14 protein-coding genes are annotated in these 16,102 nt (G+C 69.3%); 7 read left to right on the top strand and 7 right to left on the bottom strand.

Annotation, left to right across the window (positions count from 1 at the left end):
* Positions 1–8 precede the first annotated feature (8 nt).
* Entirely contained in the window at positions 9–1,934 is a 1,926-nt protein-coding gene (locus ACT53O_RS01545; RefSeq protein ID WP_135948452.1) for a BglG family transcription antiterminator, read from the bottom strand.
* Positions 1,935–2,043: 109 nt separating this feature from the next.
* Between ACT53O_RS01545 and ACT53O_RS01550 the strand changes: the two genes are divergently transcribed.
* The 7 genes from ACT53O_RS01550 (at position 2,044) to ACT53O_RS01580 (ending at position 8,919) form a co-directional block, all read left to right on the top strand.
* Complete coding sequence (locus tag ACT53O_RS01550) at positions 2,044–2,388, top strand: PTS sugar transporter subunit IIB (protein WP_036315812.1); 345 nt, start codon at positions 2,044–2,046, stop codon at positions 2,386–2,388.
* Complete coding sequence (locus ACT53O_RS01555) at positions 2,385–2,660, top strand: HPr family phosphocarrier protein (protein WP_036315814.1); 276 nt, start codon at positions 2,385–2,387, stop codon at positions 2,658–2,660. The genes ACT53O_RS01550 and ACT53O_RS01555 overlap by 4 nt, the downstream gene beginning before the upstream one ends.
* A gap of 20 nt (positions 2,661–2,680) precedes the next feature.
* Positions 2,681–4,345, top strand: coding sequence for a phosphoenolpyruvate--protein phosphotransferase (gene ptsP / locus ACT53O_RS01560; RefSeq protein ID WP_476151088.1), 1,665 nt, complete (start codon positions 2,681–2,683; stop codon positions 4,343–4,345).
* A gap of 32 nt (positions 4,346–4,377) precedes the next feature.
* On the top strand, positions 4,378–6,048 hold the full coding sequence (locus tag ACT53O_RS01565) for a PTS mannitol transporter subunit IIBC (RefSeq protein WP_476151090.1): 1,671 nt from the start codon (positions 4,378–4,380) through the stop codon (positions 6,046–6,048).
* A gap of 127 nt (positions 6,049–6,175) precedes the next feature.
* Positions 6,176–6,613: a PTS mannitol transporter subunit IIA gene (locus tag ACT53O_RS01570; protein WP_036315826.1), complete on the top strand. Its 438-nt coding sequence runs from the start codon at positions 6,176–6,178 to the stop codon at positions 6,611–6,613.
* The gene (locus ACT53O_RS01575) at positions 6,613–7,761 is read left to right on the top strand and encodes a mannitol-1-phosphate 5-dehydrogenase (RefSeq protein WP_476151092.1); all 1,149 of its coding nucleotides are present in this window, start codon (positions 6,613–6,615) and stop codon (positions 7,759–7,761) included. Before ACT53O_RS01570 ends, ACT53O_RS01575 begins: the two co-directional genes overlap by 1 nt.
* A gap of 261 nt (positions 7,762–8,022) precedes the next feature.
* Complete coding sequence (locus ACT53O_RS01580) at positions 8,023–8,919, top strand: endonuclease domain-containing protein (RefSeq protein ID WP_476151094.1); 897 nt, start codon at positions 8,023–8,025, stop codon at positions 8,917–8,919.
* Positions 8,920–9,095: 176 nt separating this feature from the next.
* On the opposite strand, the gene ACT53O_RS01585 is transcribed toward ACT53O_RS01580, so the two are convergent.
* The 6 genes from ACT53O_RS01585 to ACT53O_RS01610 are packed head-to-tail and all read right to left on the bottom strand — an operon-like array spanning position 9,096 to position 16,076.
* Positions 9,096–10,211, bottom strand: coding sequence for an adenosine deaminase (locus tag ACT53O_RS01585; protein ID WP_112932567.1), 1,116 nt, complete (start codon positions 10,209–10,211; stop codon positions 9,096–9,098).
* Between the two features lie 40 nt (positions 10,212–10,251).
* Positions 10,252–11,568 (bottom strand): thymidine phosphorylase, encoded by a 1,317-nt coding sequence (locus tag ACT53O_RS01590; RefSeq protein WP_476151096.1) that lies wholly within the window; start codon positions 11,566–11,568, stop codon positions 10,252–10,254.
* Positions 11,565–11,966 carry a cytidine deaminase gene (locus ACT53O_RS01595; protein ID WP_036315842.1) on the bottom strand — a complete coding sequence of 134 codons (402 nt, stop codon included), beginning with the start codon at positions 11,964–11,966 and terminating at the stop codon, positions 11,565–11,567. Before ACT53O_RS01595 ends, ACT53O_RS01590 begins: the two co-directional genes overlap by 4 nt.
* 8 nt (positions 11,967–11,974) lie before the next feature.
* Positions 11,975–13,258: an ABC transporter permease gene (locus ACT53O_RS01600; protein WP_476151098.1), complete on the bottom strand. Its 1,284-nt coding sequence runs from the start codon at positions 13,256–13,258 to the stop codon at positions 11,975–11,977.
* The gene (locus tag ACT53O_RS01605) at positions 13,255–14,565 is read right to left on the bottom strand and encodes an ABC transporter permease (RefSeq protein ID WP_051498707.1); all 1,311 of its coding nucleotides are present in this window, start codon (positions 14,563–14,565) and stop codon (positions 13,255–13,257) included. Before ACT53O_RS01605 ends, ACT53O_RS01600 begins: the two co-directional genes overlap by 4 nt.
* Positions 14,562–16,076: an ABC transporter ATP-binding protein gene (locus ACT53O_RS01610; RefSeq protein WP_039412759.1), complete on the bottom strand. Its 1,515-nt coding sequence runs from the start codon at positions 16,074–16,076 to the stop codon at positions 14,562–14,564. The genes ACT53O_RS01605 and ACT53O_RS01610 overlap by 4 nt, the downstream gene beginning before the upstream one ends.
* Positions 16,077–16,102: the final 26 nt, after the last annotated feature.

Here is a 16,102-nt window from a genome sequence, read left to right on the forward strand (position 1 = left end):
GGCGCGCCTCAACCGTCGACGACGGCCACGAGCTCGTCGAGGAAGGGCCCGAACGACGTGCCGCGGCGGACGATCCGCTGCACGCTGTCGCGTTCGCTGAAAACCTCGACCAACTGCTCGAACACCGTCTGGAACGCTTCGCGATCGCTCTCGGAGAAGGCCACCATCGCGATCACCTGCACGCGGCCCTCACCCCAGGCCATGGACGGGTCGGCGATGCCCACGGCGATCGCCGTGCGCGTCGCCGTCATCCCGATCGCGTGCGGCACCGCGAGCGCATCCGTGAATGCGGTCGAGGACAGCCGTTCGCGCTCGAGCGTGCGCTCGACGTATCCCTCGTCGATGACGCCCTGCGCGACGAGCCGGGCTCCCAGATCGCGGATGACGCTTTCCTCATCGGCATCCGCAGAGACGCGTCCGATGAAGGCATCGGCGGAGAAGTAGCGGCCGAGCTCGTCCCGCAGTCGCGCCAGGCGACGCGCGCGGCGCACGCGGCCGGCCGCCGCCTGCACGCGCTCGATGTCGCTCTCCGTGAGGAAGGGCTGGATGCGCACGATGCCGTCACCGGTGAAAGGCGGGTCGATCGTCGTGAGGATCAGATCGGTCTCGATCGCCCGCCAGTCGGGGTCGGCCCTCGTGTCGACGCCGACGACGTCGACCGCCTGTCCGAGCGAGCGGTCGACGCTCGAGCGCAGCAACTCGTGCAGTTCGTAGTACCCAGGGCACACGATCGTCGCGGTCAACACGGTGCCCGCGTGCCGACTGCGCTCCAGCTGGCCGCCGACGTGCATCGCGATGTAGGCGATCTCGTCGTCGAGCAGGGGGATGCCGAGAAGCCCGCGCAGGCCGTCCGCGATGAAGACCGCGACCTCGAAGATCATCGGGTAGGTGGCCTTCAGCGATCGGGTGAGCGGGTTGCGCGACCACGCCTGCTCCTGTGCGCGCAGCCGCAGGTTCTGCACGTGGAGGGCGAGGCGCAATACGAAGTCCTGGTGCTCGATGTCGACGAGGAACTCGGATGCCGCACGGTGCACGATGTCGCGCACGGCCGCCTCGACCTCGGGCTGCAGACCCGCTCGTGTGACCGACGCCGCCTCACCGGGACCGGGCGCCACGACGCGGCCGAGGACGAGGGCGGCGAGGTGTCGACGGTCGCCCGCGCCCAACCGCACCCCCAGATGCCGCTCGCACAGCGTGTCGAGCAGAGCCCCGACCTGCTCCTGAGCGGGCGTCGTCTCATCGAGCGCGGCCGTCTCCAGCGCACGGTCGTGCGCGACGCGGTCGGCGGTGATGGCGACGTGCATCATCACGTCGCCGATGCCGAACTCGTTGACGAAGTAGCCGAGCTCGCGCAGACCCGAAACGAGATCGGCTTTGAACGGGCCGAAGACCGCTTCACCGATCGATCCCGCGCCGAGACTGCGCCGGAGGGCATCGAGGTCGAACGCGCCGTCGTCGGTCTCGTCGTGCGCGAGCCGGCTCAGCAGGCGCCGCTGCGCCATCTCCGTGCCTTTCAGTCGCGCGCGCGACCCGCTGCGCTCCAGCGTGAGCTCCGTGTCGCCCAGCAGCGCGCGGACCCGGCCCAGGTCTGCTTCGAGTGTCGCCGGACTGACGTGGAAATCGTCGGCGGTCTCGAAGACGTCGATGCCTTCCCGTCCCGACAGCAGCCGGCGCACGAGCCGGTGCACGCGCTCCCGCGGAGTCGCGGCATCCGCTCCGGCTCGCAGCGCAGCGGGCGCATCCGCGCCCGCACGATAGCCGAGCGGACCGGACTCGACGACGACGCCCCGGGGAACGCGAGCATTGAGCGCGGTGACGTAGCTGCGGATGCTGCGAGGGGTCACGCCGACGATGTCGGCGAGTTCGGCGGCCGTGAGCCAGTCGCCCTCCCGCGCGAGCAGCGCGATGACACGGTCCTGACGCGCTCTGCTCACACCGTCCAGTCAACCACGCCGTCCGCGGGGTGTTTCCGCCCCCGCGGAAACAGGTGTGGTTGTCGCCTCCCAGCCCTTTCACAAGAATGGCCGAGAAGGAGGCGGATCGATGAGGATCCTCGTTGTGTGCGGCGCGGGTGCGTCGAGCACTTTCGTCGCGCAGCGTGTCCGTCACGCGGCGCAGGCGGCCGGGCGTGAGCTCAGTGCCGTCGCCGGCACCGAACAGTCGCTCCCGATCGACATCGACGCCGCAGACGTCGTGCTCGTGGGCCCCCACCTGCACGGCAGCCTGGACCGCATCCGTCGCGAAGCGGCGCCGCGTCTGGTACGCGTGATCCTCCTTCCGACCGACATCTTCAGCGATCTCCACGGTACGCGCGCCCTCGCGCTGATCGACGAGACCCTGAGCGCAGACCCCGACATGCCCGCTTCGACGGAGAGGAACCCCGCATGAGCTCTGTGTCCCGCACGATCCGTATCGGATCGTCCAACGGATTGCACGCCCGACCCGCGAAGCTCTTCGCCCAGGGCGTGAAGGACTCCGGCCTGGAGGTCACGATCTCCAAGGGCGCGGGCGCACCGGTCAACGCCGCCAGCATCCTGGGCGTCATCTCACTGGGAGCCGAGAAGGGCGACTACGTCACCCTCACGGCCGAGGGTGAGAACGCGAACGCCGTGCTCGACGTGCTCGCCGAGCTGCTGACGACCGATCACGACGAGAACTGAACCGAAGGAGAGACCCGAAGATGAGTGAACTGCGTGGAGTGGGTATCGGACTGGGCGTCGCACAGGGCCCGGTCGCCCGCATGGCCGATCCCCTGCCCGCCCCCTCGGACGTCCCCAGCACCCTCACCCCCGACGAGGAGCTCGCACGTGTCCGCGAGGCGGTCGCCGCCGTCGCCCGCGAGCTGGAGGAGCGGGGTTCGAAGGCCGGAGGCCTCGCCCGCGACGTGCTCGAGGCGCAGGCGATGATGGCCGAGGACCCCACGCTCGACACCGAAGTCTCCACGCGGGTGAACGCCGGCAAGACCGGTGAGTACGCCGTCCACGAGGCGTTCGCGAGCTTCCGCGACACCCTGGCCGCGATGGGCGGCTACCTGGGTGAGCGCGCCGCCGACCTCGACGACGTCGCCCAGCGCGTCATCGCGCGCCTGCGCGGCCTGCCCGCGCCGGGCGTTCCCGACCCGGGTCACCCCTTCGTGCTCGTCGCCAAGGACCTGGCGCCCGCCGACACCGCGCTGCTCGACCTCGACCAGGTGCTCGCGCTGGTCACCACCGACGGCGGACCGACCTCGCACACCGCGATCCTCGCGCGCGAGAAGTCGATCGTCGCCATCGTGGGCGCCGCCGCCGCCAAGGACCTCGTCGACGGGCAGACCGTGATCGTGGACGCCGCGAAGGGCGTCGTCACCGTCGATCCCACCGAGGACGAGCGGGCCCAGGCGCAGAACCGCGCCGATGCCCGCGCTGCCGCGGCATCCGCTCCGCTCACCCCGGGCGCGCTCAAGGACGGCTCGGCGGTTCCGCTGCTGGCCAACCTCGGCAAGCCGGGCGGCGCCGCCGAGGCGGTCGAGCTCGGCGCCGAGGGCGTCGGCCTGTTCCGCACCGAGTTCCTCTTCCTCTCCGCCACCCAGGCTCCGACCGTCGACGAGCAGACCGCGTCGTACACCGAGCTGCTGCAGGCGTTCCCCGGCAAGAAGGTCGTCGTCCGCGCGCTCGACGCCGGCGCCGACAAGCCCCTCGCCTTCCTCAACGACGCGCACGAGGACAACCCCGCACTGGGCCTGCGGGGCCTGCGCGCCCTGCGCGCCAGCGAGGACATCCTGCGCGAGCAGCTAACGGCGCTCGCCAACGCGGATGCCGCCACCGATGCCGACCTCTGGGTCATGGCGCCGATGGTCGCCACCGTCGAGGAGGCCGACTACTTCGTGGCGCTCGCGAAGGAGTACGGCATCAAGACGGCGGGTGTCATGGTCGAGGTTCCCTCGTCGGCGATCCAGGCGAAGCGCATCCTGCAGATCGCGGACTTCGCCTCCATCGGCACGAACGACCTCACGCAGTACACGCTCGCCGCCGACCGCCTGCTCGGCTCGGTGGCGTCGTACCAGGACCCGTGGCACCCCGCGGTCCTCGAGCTGATCAAGATGACCGCCGACGGCGGCAAGACCAACGGCAAGCCCGTCGGCATCTGCGGCGAGGCCGCCGCCGACCCGCTGCTGGCGGTCGTGCTCGTCGGGCTCGGCGCGACGACGCTGTCGATGGCTCCCACCGCCCTCGCGGACGTGCGCGCCTCGCTTCTGCAGTACACCCGCGAGGATGCCGAGCGCATCGCCGCGGCAGCCCTCGCCGCCGATGACGCGGCATCCGCACGATCGGCGGCTCAGGCCGCCGCTGAGAACCTCGCCGGCTGACGGCGCGGCACATTCGAAGGGAACGGAAGACAATGACAACGGCGTCCACGACATCGACGGGGGTGAACCGCGCACGCGTCGGCGTGCAGAGGTTCGGCACCTTCCTCTCCGGCATGATCATGCCGAACATCGCGGCCTTCATCGCCTGGGGCTTCATCACGATGCTCTTCATCTCGGCGGGCTGGTTGGGGGGATGGTTCCCCGTCGCCAATCTGCTCGGCGGCTTCGGCGATGCCGCGACCATCAACTGGCAGGGTGCGATGACCGCGCTCGCACAGAACAAGGACGGATCGACCTTCACGACGTTCGTCGGCCTCGTCGGCCCGATGGTGACCTACCTGCTGCCCCTGCTGATCGCCAACACCGGCGGCCGGATGGTCTACGGTGAGCGCGGCGGCGTGGTGGCGACGATCGCCACGATGGGTGTCATCGTCGGCACGGACATCCCCATGTTCCTCGGCGCGATGATCATGGGCCCGCTGGCGGCGTGGATCACCAAGCAGATGGACAAGCTCTGGGACGGCAAGATCCGCCCCGGCTTCGAGATGCTGGTGAACAACTTCTCCGCCGGCATCCTGGGCATGCTCCTCGCCATCTTCGGGTTCTTCGCATTCGGCCCGGTGATGCTGGGCGTGAGCACGTTCCTCGGCGGCATCGTGGGCTGGCTGGTCGATCTGCACCTGCTGCCCGTGCTGTCGGTCATCGTCGAGCCGGCGAAGGTGCTGTTCCTGAACAACGCGATCAACCACGGCGTGTTCACTCCCCTCGGCATCCAGCAGGCGACCGAGGCGGGCAAGTCGATCCTCTTCCTCATCGAGGCCAACCCCGGTCCCGGCGTGGGTCTCCTGCTGGCGTTCACCTTCTTCGGCGTGGGCGCCGCGCGCGCCTCCGCTCCGGGCGCGATCATCATCCAGTTCTTCGGCGGCATCCACGAGATCTACTTCCCGTACGCGCTGAGCAAGCCGCTCACGATCCTCGCGCTCATCGCGGGCGGTGCGACCGGCGTCACGACGAACATGATCTTCAACGGCGGCCTGGCGTTCCCGGCTGCACCGGGCAGCATCATCGCGGTCACCGCCGCGGCGTTGACGCCCGAAGCGGGCGGCGTGGGCAACCTGCTGGTCGTATACCTCTCCGTGGTCCTCGCGGCAACGGTGACCTTCCTCGTGACCGCGGTGATCCTGCGGGCTTCGCGCAAGCGCGACCTGGCCGCCGAGGCGGAGTCGAGCGCGTCGTTCGAAGCGGCGATCGCCCAGACCGAGGCGAACAAGGGCAAGAGCTCCGAGGCGCTCGCCGGGCTCCGCGCGGGCGCGGCGGCCAACGCCGGCCTCGAGGGCGACCAGTCCTCGCTGTCGGCCGATCGCGCTGCCGACGCCGTCGCGACGGGAACGATCGCCGCGACCGGACGCGTGACGAACATCGTGTTCGCGTGCGACGCCGGCATGGGCTCGTCGGCGATGGGCGCGAGCGTGCTGCGCAACAAGATCAAGAAGGCCGGCGTCGACGACGTGTCGGTCACCAACAAGGCGATCGCGAACCTCGACGGCAGCGAGGACCTCGTGATCACACAGCAGCAGCTGACGGACCGCGCCCGCGGGCGCACGCCGAATGCGACCCACGTGTCGGTGGACAACTTCATGAACTCGCCGAAGTACGACGAGGTCGTCGATCTGGTGGTCCAGCAGCACAAGAACCAGGCCTGAGCGCTCAGGCCACCCGCGACGCCGCGGGGACGGGATGCGTGATGCCCCGTCCCCGCGGCTCCCGCCAGACACAGATCGCCCGGACGTACGATGACCGGGACGAGCTTCGAACAGAGACGAGGATGACATGTCACGCGACGTACTGAAGATCGACCAGGTCCGCATCCACCCGGGGACGGTGAGCAAGCAGGAGGCGATGCGGGAGGCCGCCGACATCCTCGAAGCCGCGGGCGCGGTCACGTCCGCGTACTTCGACGCGATGCTGCAGCGCGAGCAGACGGTGTCGACCTACATGGGCAACGAGCTCGCGATCCCCCACGGCACCAACGAGACCAAAGACGCGATTCTCGACTCGGCACTCTCCTTCGTCCGCTACGACGGCGGCGTCGACTGGGACGGCGAGAAGGTGAGCTTCGTCGTCGGCATCGCCGGCAAGGGCGACGAGCACCTCGACATCCTGTCGCAGATCGCTCTGCTGTTCTCCGAGGACGAGGAGGTCGCACGACTGAAGGCCGCGACCACCGCGCAAGAGCTCTTCGCGCTGCTGTCGACGGTGAACGGCTGATGAAGGCCGTCCACTTCGGCGCCGGCAACATCGGTCGCGGCTTCGTCGGGCTGCTGCTGCACCAGGGCGGGTACGAGTTGGTGTTCTCGGATGTCGCGGCATCCTTGGTCGACGCGATCAACGCCGCCTCGGAGTACACCGTGCACGAGGTCGGCGACGGCGGCACCGACACCGTCGTGACGGGCTTCCGCGCGATCAACAGCGCCACCGACCCGCAGGCGCTGATCGACGAGATCGCCACCGCCGACGTGGTCACCACCGCGGTCGGCCCGACGATCCTGCGCTTCGTCGCGCCCCACATCCTGGCGGGCCTGGCGCTTCGCGACCCGTCGCGACCCGCGCTGCAGGTCATGGCGTGCGAGAACGCGATCGGGGCGACCGACACCCTGCGCGACGAGATCCGCGCGCAGGCCGGAGACGCCTGGGACGCGATCAGCAACCGGGCGGTGTTCGCCAATACCGCCGTCGACCGCATCGTGCCCGCGCAGCCGGAGGGCGCAGGCATCGACGTCACCGTGGAACCGTTCTTCGAATGGGCCATCGAACGTCCGCCCTTCGGCGATGCTCCGCCGCACATTCCGGGCGCCCACTTCGTCGACGACCTCGCCCCGTACATCGAGCGCAAGCTCTTCACGGTGAACACCGGTCATGCCGCAACGGCGTACTTCGGTGCCCGTGCGGGCGTTGAGAAGATCTCGGACGCGCTGGCCGATCCGTCCATCGCAGCCCGCGTGGCCGCCGCGCTCGAGGAGACCTCCGCACTGCTGGTCGCGGTGCACGGATGGGATGCCGCTGAGCTCGCCGAGTACCGGTCGACGATCCTGCGCCGCTTCGCCAACCCGGCTCTTCCCGACACCGTGGGCCGCGTCGGGCGCCAGCCGCTGCGCAAGCTGTCACGCCACGAGCGTTTCGTCGGACCCGCTGCGGCTGCCGCGGAGCGCGGACTGGCGACCGGCGCGCTCGTCGATGCGATCGGCGCCGCCCTCGATTTCGACGAGCCCGACGACGAGCAGTCGGTCGAGATGCAGCACCGCCTCCGCGAAGAGGATGCCGCGACCTTCACCGCCGCGGTCACCGGACTCGAGCCGTCCCACCCGCTGTTCGCCGCGGTCGAAGCCGTCGTACGCCTCCGTCAGTCCGAGCTCTGACCCGCTCCCGCCCCCCGCCTCCCGGGGACGGCGGACCTCGCTGGCTTCCGGCCGCGGAACCCGGGGGCCCCTTCCACCGTTCACAACTCCGGAGATCCCTCGGTACACCGCCCCCAGCCAGGGCTGTGGCCGACGGTCGCGAGCGCATCTCCGGAGTTGTGAACGGCGACGACTCCTCCCCCGCCTCCGACTGAACCGGGTCATCCACCGAGGCGGCGCACAGAGCCCCACCCCACGGGCGTCGCGGTCAGAGTTCTGGACATGCTCCGATCTCCTGCCGACCGCCTCGTTCTGCCCAGCGGCGTCCCCACCGCTGTTCTGCGGCGTGCTCACCTGCTCGCCGCGGGAGTCACCGGCCGACAGATCACCGACGCGGTGCGCGACGGACGGCTCCTGCGCCTGCGGAGGGATCGCTATCTGCCCCGGGACACCGATCCGCAGGTGTGCGCGGCGGTGCAGTGGGGCGGGCGCCTGGACTGCGTCTCACTGTTGCGGCTTCTCGGCGTGTTCGTACGGGAGCGTGCGGGGTTGCACATCCAGCTCGCTCCGGACGCCTCCCGCACGCCGCGACCGGGGGCGTCGACGGAGATCGTCCGACATTGGCGTCCCACCTCCAGCGCCGCCGATGATGTGCTCGTACCTGTCCGCGAAGCACTATGTGCAGCGGTGCGCTGCCAGCGGCCTCGGGATGCAATCGCGACTCTCGACAGCGCGTGGCATCTCGGGGCAGTGGATGAAGACGGTCTCGCTGACGTCTTCGCGCACCTTCCCGGGCGCTACCGATCCCTGCGGCCGCTTCTCGACCAACGTGCGGAGGCGGGTACCGAGACCCTCGTCCGCCTCATGCTGCGCAGTCTGGGATGCCACGTGGAACTGCAGGTGCGAATCGACGGCGTCGGCCGAGTGGATCTCCTCGTCGACGGTTGGCTTGTCATCGAGTGCGACAGTCTCTCGCACCACGGGTCGTGGGGGGATCACAAGCGAGACCGCCGCAGGGATGCCGCCGCAATCGGACTCGGCTTCACGACCCTGCGGCTGCTCGCCGAGGACATCCTCTTCCGTCCGGAATGGGTGATCGAGGTTCTCCGGCGGGCGGTAGCCCGCGGCCCTCGCACCACGCCGCGCACGGTGCGAGTTCACAACTCCGGAGAACTGTGAGCGGACAGGCCGATCCGTGTCCCCGAGGGCCGAACCTGCTCAGAAACTCCGGAGTTGTGAACGGTGGCCGTGATCGAGACGCGCACCGGGCTCCGCCGCGCTCCGCCCGAACCCCGAACCCGAACAAGAACCCGAGCCCGCCCGGGACCCGTGACGGGTCTGCCGTGGGGTGACGGTCAGGCGTCGAAGCCCTCACCGATGAGCTCGATGAGCTCTTCGCGCTCCTCCACCGACAGGAATGCGCCGGCGGCGGCGTTCAGCTGGAACGCCTCCAGATCTTCGAGGCGGTAGTCGAACGTCTCTGCCAGAAGCGCGAGCTCACGCGTGAGGGAGGTGCGGCTCATCGTGCGGTTGTCGACGTTGACCGTCACGGCGAAGCCGAGCTGGTACAGCAGGTCGAACGGATGATCCTCGAGGTTCTTGCCCCACGCGGCGATCGCACCGGTCTGGAGGTTCGACGAGGGCGACAGCTCGAGCGGGATCTCGCGATCGCGCACCCAGCGCGCCAGGTCGCCGAAGGTCACCAGCACCTCGTCGCCCTGCTGCTGCACGACCTCGAGGTCCTCCGCGATGCGCACACCGTGGCCGAGGCGGAGCGCGCGACCGTCGAGGATCGCGGAGCGGATCGAGTCGAGTCCCGCCGCCTCCCCCGCGTGCACCGTCACCGGGAAGAACTCGGAGGCGAGATAATCGAACGCGGCGCGATGACGCGACGGCGGGAAGCCGTCCTCGGCTCCGGCGATGTCGAAGCCGACCGCACCGCGGCCGCGGAACGCGACCGCGAGCCGGGCGATCTCCAGCGAGCGGTCGGCATGACGCATCGCCGTGATGAGCTGGCCGACCCGGATGTCGCGACCCGAGCGATCGACGGCGTCCTCGCCCTCCTCGATGCCCTCCTGCACGGCCTCGACGGCTTCTTCGAGGGAGAGCCCTCCGCCCAGGTGCTGCTCGGGGGCCCAGCGCACCTCCCCGTAGATCACGCCGTCGGCGGCGAGGTCCTCGACGAACTCCTTCGCGACGCGGCGCAGGCCGTCGGCGCTCTGCATCACGGCGGTCGTCAGATCGAACGTCTTCAGGTACTCGACGAGTGAACCCGAATCGCTCTGGTCCTCGAACCAGTCGGCGAGCTCCTCGGCATCCGTCGACGGAACGTCGAGGCCGATCTCATCGGCGAGCTCGATGATCGTCTGCGGCCGCAGCGCGCCGTCGAGGTGATCGTGCAGCGAGACCTTGGGAAGCGAGCGGATGGAGACGCCCTCGAGCTTCGGGTCGGCGTAGGGGTCGGTGGCCATGGGGCTTCCTTCTGGTGGGCGGTGCGGGTGGAGCGAAGGGTCAGGCGGTGATGCGCTCGAGGACGAGCGGAGTGGATGCCGGGGCATCCGTTCCGATCTCCCAGGCACCCTCGAGGGCGTCGAGGGCGCGCTCGAAGCGCTTGTCATCATCCGCCAGGAGGGTGAACAACGGCTGTCCGGCGACGATGGATGCGCCGGGCTTGACGTGCAGGTCGATGCCGGCGGCGTGGATGACGGGATCCTGGGCGCGCGCCCGTCCCGCGCCCAGACGCCACGCGGCGATGCCGAACGGAAGCGCCTCCATCCGCGTCAGCACGCCGTCGCGAGCGGCGACCACGGTATGCGTCTCACGCGGTGTCGGCAACGCCGCGTCGGGATCGCCGTCCTGGGCGCGGATCATCTCTCGCCACGCGTCCATGGCGCGCCCGTCGCGCAGCGCCGCCTCGACATCGGCGTCGGGCTGGCCGGCGAGGGCGAGCATCTCGCGGGCCAGAGCCACGGTCAGCTCGACGATGTCGGCGGGGCCGCCGCCGGCGAGCACCTCGACCGACTCGCGCACCTCGTTGGCGTTGCCGATGGTAAGACCGAGCGGCGTGTTCATGTCGGTCAGCAGCGCCGTCGTGGCCACGCCCGAGTCGGTGCCGAGTGCGACCATCGTGCGCGCCAGCTCACGTGCCTTCTCGACGTCGCGCATGAACGCGCCGGAACCGAACTTCACGTCGAGCACGAGCGCGTCGGTACCCTCGGCGATCTTCTTCGACATGATGCTGGACGCGATCAGCGGGATCGCCTCGACGGTCCCGGTCACATCGCGCAGGGCGTACAGACGCTTGTCGGCGGGAGCGAGACCGGAGCCTGCGGCACAGATCACCGGTCCGACGTCGCGCAGCTGCGCGAACATCTCCTCGTTCGACAGGGCGGCGCGCCAGCCGGGGATCGACTCGAGCTTGTCGAGCGTGCCGCCGGTGTGGCCGAGGCCGCGGCCGGACAGCTGGGGCACCGCGACACCGAACGCCGCGACGAGCGGCGCGAGCGGCAGCGTGATCTTGTCACCCACACCGCCGGTGGAGTGCTTGTCGACGGTGCGCTTGCCGAGGCCGGCGAAGCTCATGCGCTCGCCCGAGGCGATCATCGCATCGGTCATGACGCGGATCTCATCGCGGTTCATGCCGTTGAGGAGCACGGCCATCGCGAAGGCCGCCATCTGCGAGTCGGCGACATACTCGCGCGTGTAGGCGTCGATCATCCAGCGCAGGGCGTCCTCGGGCACCGCACCGCGGTCGCGCTTGGTACGGATGACGTCGACCGCGTCGAACGGTTCGACCGCGGCATCCGCCGTGCTCTGCGCCGCGCTCATCGCGACACCTCCTCGAGATCGCGCGGGCCGAAGGCATCCGGCAGCACCTCATCGATCGTGCGGATGCCGGAAACGGTCTCCAACAGCATTCCCGGCAGAGCGAACTCGTTGAGCAGCTGGCGACACCGCCCGCAGGGCATGATCGTCTCACCGTCCTTGTTGACGCAGACGAAGGCGACGAGCTGCCCCCCGCCGGACATATGCAGATCGCCCACGAGGGCGCATTCGGCGCAGAGCCCGACGCCGTACGAGGCGTTCTCGACGTTGCAGCCCGACACGATGCGTCCATCGCTGACCAGCGCCGCGGCCCCCACCTGATAGCGGGAGTACGGCGCGTAGGCGCGCTGCATGGCCTCGGTGGCGACGGCGCGCAGCTCGTCCCAGTCGATGTCGGTCATGAAAGAGGTCACTCCTTGATATAGGGCTTGCCGGATGCCGCGGGTCCCCGGATCTGGCCGGCGAATCCGACCACCGCGAGGATCGTGACGACGTACGGCAGCATGAGCATGAACTCGCTGGGGATCGGCGTCTTCAGCACGGTCAGCAGGTTCTGCAGGTTGGTGGCGAATCCGAACAGCAGCGCGGCGAGCGTCGCCCGCACCGGATCCCAACGGCCGAAGATCACGGCGGCGAGGGCGATATAGCCGAGCCCCGCCGTCATGTCCTTCGTGAACTGCGGCACCGAGACGAGGGTGAAGTACGCGCCGCCCATGCCGGCGATCGCGCCGGCCAGCAGCACGTTCCAGAATCGTGTCGGGTTGACCTTGATGCCGACGGTGTCCGCCGCCTGCGGGTGCTCGCCGACCGCCCGCAGACGCAGGCCCCAGCGCGTGCGGTAGAGCCCCCACGTCACGACGATGACGACGACGATCATGAAGTAGACGAGGAAGGTCTGGTTGAACAGGGCCGGACCGATGACGGGGATGTCGCCGAGGATCGGGATCTTGATGAGGTCGAACCGCGCCGGGCTGTTGAGCGTCTGCGTGTTGGGGGCGAGCATGACGCCGTAGAGGAAGCCGGTGAGGCCTGACACGAAGACGTTCAGCACGACGCCGACGATCACCTGGTCGACGATGTACTTGATCGAGAACGCGGCCAGGGCGAAGGCGACGACGACACCGCCGAGCATCGCACCGACAAGCCCGACGAACGGGTTCTGCGTGATGCTGGAAAGGACGGTCGCCGTGAACGCGCCGAGCAGGAACTGCCCTTCGATCGCGACGTTGACCACGCCGACCCGTTCACCGATGACACCGCCGAGGGCACCGAAGACCAACGGCACCGCGAGCGAGATCGAGCCGCCGAGCAGCCCGACCAGAGTAATGGCGCCGGACGCACCGGCACCGGCCCACGTCAGGAACGCGACCATGGCGAGCACGGCGTAGACGATCGGCAGCCAGAGCCCGACCGGGCGATACCGGCGGGCGGCGACGAAGGAGACGACGGCGAGCGCCGTCGCGATCGCCCACGCCGCCCACACCACGGGCAGCGCCGGAATGCTCACGTCGCCCAGAGCGATCGCCGCCCCGGCTTCGGCGAGTCGATACGTGGTGACGCCGTCGCGGGGAGCGAGAAGGAACAGGATGCCGAGGAGTCCGGCGAGCACCAGGAGGGTGATCGGCACCTTCATCGCGCGCACCTGGACGACGGTCGGCTCACCGATCTCGGGAGCGATCACCGGCGCGGTCATGCTGCCACCGCCTTCTGGTCGTTGCCGGCATCCGATCCGTTGCCGCGGGCGCGGCGCCGCGCGAGGCGGGCACGCGAACGCGGCGAGCGCTCGGCGTCGGTCTTGGGAAGGAAGAAGATCGTGCGGATCAGAGGCGGAGCGGCGATGAACAGCACGATCAGCGACTGGACGACGAGAACGATGTCGACCGGGATCTGCTGCAGCGCCTGCATCGGGAACGAGCCCGCCTTGAGCGCGCCGAACAGGATGCCGGCCCAGAACGTGCCCCACGCACGGCTGCGTCCGAGGAGGGCGACGGTGATGGCGTTGAAGCCGATACCGGCGTCGATACCGCCGTCGAAGCCGCTCGTGACCGTGCCCTGGATCTGGCACATGCCCGCGATACCGGCCAGGCCGCCGGCGAACAGCATCGCGTAGATGTAGACACGGGGAACGCTGATGCCCGCGGCGCGGGCCGCGTGCGGGTTCTCGCCGACGGCGCGCATGCGGAAGCCGAGGCTGGAGCGCTCAACGAGCCACCACACGAACAGCGTCGCGACGATGACGATCACGAAGCCCCAGTTGAGCTGGTTGAACTGTTCGCCGAACAGCAGGGGAAAACGCGCGCTCTCCGGCGTGGGCCGGCTGATCGGCTGGATGTTGTCCGGCTTCTGGAGCAGCTCGGGCACACGCACCATCCACGACACCAGGTAGAACGCGATGTAGTTGAGCATGATCGTCAGGATCACCTCGTGCGCGCCGGTGCGCGCTTTGAGCAGACCCACCAGCCCGCCCCACAGCGCGCCGCCGATGATGCCGACCACGAGCGTGAGCGGCACCTGGATGATCGCGGGCAGATCCAGTTGGAAGGTCACCAGCGCCGCGGCGGCACACGCGATGAGCATCTGGCCGCGGGCGCCGATGTTGAACAGTCCCACCCGGAAGGCGACGGCGATGCCGAGAGCTGCCGCGATGAGAGGTGTCGCAAACCCGAGGGTGTTCGCAAGCGGGCGGATCGCGCTCAGGAAGTCGGGGGCGTTCGGGTTGATGACCGAGCCCGTGAACAGTGCGGCGTAGGCGCCGGCGACGGCGGTCCAGGCGGCCGAGAGCGTGTCACCGGGGCGCGCGAAGAAGTATCCGGATGCCGCCTGCACCTCCGGGTTGGTCACGGCGATGAGCACGCCGCCGACGATCAGCGCCAGCACGACGGCCAGGATCGTGGTCACGACATTGCCGCGCAGGATCTCGGTCATGACGCGGTTCGCCGTCGGCGGAGGGGGTACCGCCGCGCCGGGTGCCAGGGGGGCGGGTTCGGTCGTGGTGCTCACGCGGCATCCTCCGTCGGGTTCTCGCCGGCCATCATCAGGCCGAGGACATCACGCGGCGTGTCCGCCGGCACGATGCCCACGATGCGCCCGCGGTACATCACGAGGATGCGGTCGGCGAGCGCAACGACCTCATCGAGCTCGGTGGAGACGACGACGACGGGAATGCCCGCATCGCGCGTCTCGACGATGCGCTTGTGGATGAACTCGATCGAGCCCACGTCCACACCGCGCGTCGGCTGGGAGGCGAGGAAGAGCTTGAGGCTGCGACTGAGCTCGCGCGCGATCACGACCTTCTGCTGGTTACCGCCGGAGAGCGAACCCGCCGCCTGGCCGGGGCCTTGCGTGCGGATGTCGAACTCGGCGATGCGCTCCTTGGCGAAGTCGTCGAGGATGCCGCGCCGAATGGTCCCCCAGCGGGAGAAGCCCGGGTCGTCGGAGCGGTCGAGGATGAGGTTCTCGGCGACCGAGAAGGCTCCGACGAGGCCATCCTCACCGCGGTCCTCGGGCACGAAGCCGACGCCGCTGGCCAGGACCTGGTTGACGCTGCGGCCGAGCAGTTCGGCACCGTCCAGGCGGATCGATCCGGTCGTGTGCGCGCTCAGACCCATGATCGCCTCGGCGAGCTCGGTCTGGCCGTTGCCCTGCACACCGGCGACGGCGAGGACCTCGCCGGGACGGACGTCGAAGCTGATGTCGTCGACGAGGACGACGCCATCGGCGCCGATGACGCGGAGGTCCCTGACCTCGAGGCCGCCCGAGCCGATCTGCGGAGGGTTCTTCTGGACGGTCAGCTCGACCGGTCGACCGACCATCATCGAGGCGAGTTCGGTGTTGGATGCGGTGGGTTCGGCCTCGCCGACCACCTTGCCGAGACGGATGACGGTGATGCGGTCGGCGACGGCGCGCACCTCGCGCAGCTTGTGCGTGATGAACACGATCGCCGTGCCCTCATCCCGCAGCTGCTTCATGATCGACATGAGCTCATCGGTCTCTTGCGGGGTGAGCACGGCGGTGGGCTCGTCGAAGACGAGGACCTTGGCATCGCGCGAGAGCGCCTTGATGATCTCGACGCGCTGCTGCACGCCGACCGGCAGATCACCGACGAGGGCATCGGGATCGACGTCGAACCCGAAACGCGCGGCGACGGCGCGCACGTGCGCCCGCGCGGCGGCGAGGTCGAGGGATCCCATGACGCCGGTCTGCTCATGACCGAGCATGACGTTCTCGGCGACCGTGAAGACCGGGATGAGCATGAAGTGCTGGTGCACCATGCCGATGCCGGCGGCCATCGCGTCTCCCGGACCGCGGAAATCCTGGACGACGTCGTCGAGCAGGATCTGCCCCTCGTCGGCCCGGTAGAGACCGTAGAGAACGTTCATCAGGGTGGACTTTCCGGCACCGTTCTCACCCAGCAGGGCATGGATCTGCCCCGGTTCGACGACGATGTCGATGTGGTCGTTGGCGACGAGCGATCCGAACCGCTTCGTGATGCCACGCAACTCAAGCTTCATACGTGTGACCCTATCCAGAGAGGTCG

The sequence above is a fragment of the Microbacterium sp. DMC48 genome (assembly GCF_056313825.1).